Origin of the sequence: Paraglaciecola sp., from assembly GCF_030730205.1 — a bacterium.
Classification (GTDB): Bacteria; Pseudomonadota; Gammaproteobacteria; order Enterobacterales; family Alteromonadaceae; genus Paraglaciecola.
Window position 1 is genome coordinate 1 of record NZ_JANQVQ010000157.1, and the last position, 3199, is coordinate 3199.

3 protein-coding genes are annotated in these 3199 nt (G+C 37.1%); all 3 read left to right on the forward strand.

What is annotated here, in order from left to right; all coding sequences use genetic code 11:
- Positions 1–200: 200 nt before the first annotated feature.
- The 3 genes from NWQ57_RS10750 to NWQ57_RS10760 all read left to right on the forward strand — a co-directional run bounded on the left by NWQ57_RS10750 (position 201) and on the right by NWQ57_RS10760 (position 2856).
- The gene (locus NWQ57_RS10750) at positions 201–1328 is read left to right on the forward strand and encodes a LuxR C-terminal-related transcriptional regulator (RefSeq protein WP_306022150.1); all 1128 of its coding nucleotides are present in this window, start codon (positions 201–203) and stop codon (positions 1326–1328) included.
- A 214-nt stretch (positions 1329–1542) separates the two neighbouring features.
- On the forward strand, positions 1543–2373 hold the full coding sequence (locus tag NWQ57_RS10755) for a PEP-CTERM sorting domain-containing protein (protein WP_306022151.1): 831 nt from the start codon (positions 1543–1545) through the stop codon (positions 2371–2373).
- 297 nt (positions 2374–2670) lie between these two features.
- Complete coding sequence (locus tag NWQ57_RS10760) at positions 2671–2856, forward strand: hypothetical protein (RefSeq protein WP_306022152.1); 186 nt, start codon at positions 2671–2673, stop codon at positions 2854–2856.
- Positions 2857–3199 lie beyond the last annotated feature (343 nt).

Here is a 3199-nt window from a genome sequence, read left to right on the forward strand (position 1 = left end):
TATACGAAGTAAAGCAAGGTTTAATACTTAATGCCTGGTTTTACCCTGTTGGGTAAGCAAGGTACCACTAAATCTGTGTTTTATGCCATTTTCAATTTGTTTACTTCGCTATTTTATATAAAAAATTGAAAATTGACGAAGTGTTGTAAAAATATATAGTCTTAGTATTGTTACTAGTGATGATAACTAGATATAAGTATATGGACATTACAAAAATAACTAACATTTCATTACCGATTGTTTCTGAGCTAATAGGTCAAATATACCAAGCGGGTCTAGATGGACACTGGGCTGATGTTATGGAAAAAATAAGGCGAATTACTCATTCAAATAAAGCCATTTTTTTTCTACAAAAATTAGATCAACCTCGTCCTTTAGCTTTTGAAGTTATAACGAACTTTGATTACGACCCAATAATTTTGCAGCAATACTTGGTTAGCACCCTTGATGATCCCTATCTACAAATAACGGGGCATTTATCGGAAGGCGAGGCTATTTACATTAATGAACATTTAGATGTCATGTCTCTGGTCGAGACTGATTTTTATCAACGTATTTTATTACCCATGAAATCCCACTATGCACTTGGCGGTTGTTTAGTGAGGGATGGAGTATATGAGTCTATTTATTCTATTAATCGCGGACCTGATGATCCCCCTTACCAAAAGCAAGATTTTGATCTCATTACGTTACTCACCCCGCATCTAAGCCGCGCGGTGCAAATATATAAGGATCTGACGTTATACAAACGTTATTCAGCGATCAGTAAGAGTATTCTAGACAAATCTGACAAAGGCTTACTGGTGTGCGATGAGAATGGACGTATTCTCTTAGCCAATTTATTTGCTAATCAAGAGCTTGAGGGAAATGAAGATATTAAGGATATTGACCAGCATTTAACGTTGGCTCCTCTAGCATATCAACAGAAATTAAAGCAATGCCTAATACAATGTGTCAGTCAACCGCATGCTGTGTGTGAGCAGGAGTCTATTTTACTTCAGCGTGCAGGCGGAGAAGCGCTGCTGGTAAGTATCGCGCCGCTGAATCCAAACTCAGCATTTGTCGACATAGATCAACCCTGTTGTTTAGTCACGTTAACCAAACAAAACGCTGTGCGATGGTCAACATTGATAAAACAATATGGCCTGACGCCCAAGGAGGTGCTGTTAGTTCAGGCTATAAACCGTAAGAAAAAGCTACAAGAACTTACTGTTGAAATGGGCGTGTCTTACAACACGCTGGCAACCCACTTGAAAGCCATTTACAAAAAAATGGGCATCCACTCACAAGCTGAATTAATAGTCACTTTAGGACTATTTCGTTCATAGCTTCTCGCACGGTCTCACCTATTTAGGTGAGACCGCCTGTTTTACACCAATAAGTTAGAATTATCACCGGCTGCTAGTAATTGTTTGAATTTTATAAAAAACATGTCATGGCATGTTTTTTGCTTTTTCCAAATATATTTTACTGGAGTGCAGCTAACGAGAAAGACACCCTGTAATTGGTTAAGTCATAAGTCGTTTATCGAGAGGAATGTAAATGAAAAAGGAAATTAAAAATATAACGTTAGTCAGTATTTTTCTGGCAGTTAATTGCTTTGTAAATGTTGCTAATGCGGGCATTATTCCTATTGGTGGATTTGGAGTTAATAGTAATTTTATTGATAATGGCGTTATCACCACCGAATATCGCGCAGACGGAACAGTTTGGGAGTGGTTAGATTTAACCGTCACTAATGGTATTTCTTATAATAGCATTGTAAGGGATTTGTCAGATGACAACATATTAAACAATTCTAAAACTCTCAACGCACATGCTGGCGCTTTGATTGATGTCAATGGTTTATCATTATCTAATGCTTCTGGTTGGTCCTCAGTATCAGCATTAGAAGTAGTTGAAATGTTCAACGCATTTTTTGGTACATCTCTTGTAAACGGACAGTTTATAGAGGGTAATGGTATTGTGCAAAGTAGTTTCATCGAACAATTTATTTCTATCTTTGGTGATACTTATATTGAAGGTAATTTCGATAACAACCCAAGGTACAGCGATTTGGATTTTTCGAAGCGTCAAGTTGGTTGGGCAAGTGGTCAAACTAGTGATCTACAGAAATCAAGGGGCACCTTTTCTATAACTAGAAGTAGGACTTTTATAGTTAGTGACAAGGATTTTGTAGGCAATTTAGGATTAGAGTCAGACAGTATTGATAAGATTGGCCTTAGTGCACCATCTAATGCAAATTCTAATGAATTGTTTATAGGTACATGGCTCGCACGAGAGATCACACCTGTGCCCGAGCCTACTTCAATTGCTATGTTTACTGTCGCTTTATTGGGGTTAGCTGTTGGCCGCAGACGGCGCTTAATTTAACGACCAAAATGTTAGGGGCTTCTATATCTATTATTTTAAAAGCCCCTATAAATATATGAAACACAACGTTGCCGCTACTGTTCCTCTTTTATTTCAAACGGTTGAAAACTCAGTTTTGCAGCTGATTTATTTCCACTTATCAAACTTAAACCTATGCCACTTAGCATATAGGCGGGTGCGTCGGCTGAACTTCCACTTTTAAATTAAAACCGCGAGGAGGTTTTTTCGGTTTAGAAAATCACTGAATGTTTCCAGCGTTTTAGTTAGCGTCCAAGTAAAAGTAACGATTGCTGGAAAATGATTGTGGGCAAATACACTATTTTCGGTGAAGGCGTAGAAAGTCATCCCAGTTCTATTATTTATCTGACAGGTAAGTATTTAAAAAATGCTGCACCTGTTAAGCCTATTGCGGTGATTTCAGACTATTCTATTGTCAGTTTAGAGTGCCTAGACGATGCAAGTATTACCACGATAATTTATTAAGATAACACTGGCTTTGGTTAGGATTAAGACTGATTATTAATATATTTAAGCAATAATGAGCGTATTATCAACCATAAGTTACACTAAACACCCCAAGCACTTAGTCTTTGCTCGTGTATATTAATGATTTTGAGATTGGCGTTGTAATTATAAGTTTTGTTCTTTTTTCAGCCATGATAGTGGCAGGTATTAGTCTTACAGTTTATTAAATTTAAAAACTCAGAAATATGGTAGTAGATTTCTTCGATGCTTAAAAGCTAGCCTTTGTAAAGGCAAGAGTCTTTATCCAGATTAAAACCTGTTGGCGACGCACAATCTGGTCATTACAATGCTAAACAGTCAA

Excerpts from the sequence above, each read along its gene's own strand:
- NWQ57_RS10755 (WP_306022151.1), top strand. The coding sequence starts at position 1,543 with ATGAAAAAGGAAATTAAAAATATAACGTTAGTCAGTATTTTTCTGGCA.
- NWQ57_RS10750 (WP_306022150.1), top strand. The coding sequence starts at position 201 with ATGGACATTACAAAAATAACTAACATTTCATTACCGATTGTTTCTGAG.
- NWQ57_RS10760 (WP_306022152.1), top strand. The coding sequence starts at position 2,671 with ATGATTGTGGGCAAATACACTATTTTCGGTGAAGGCGTAGAAAGTCAT.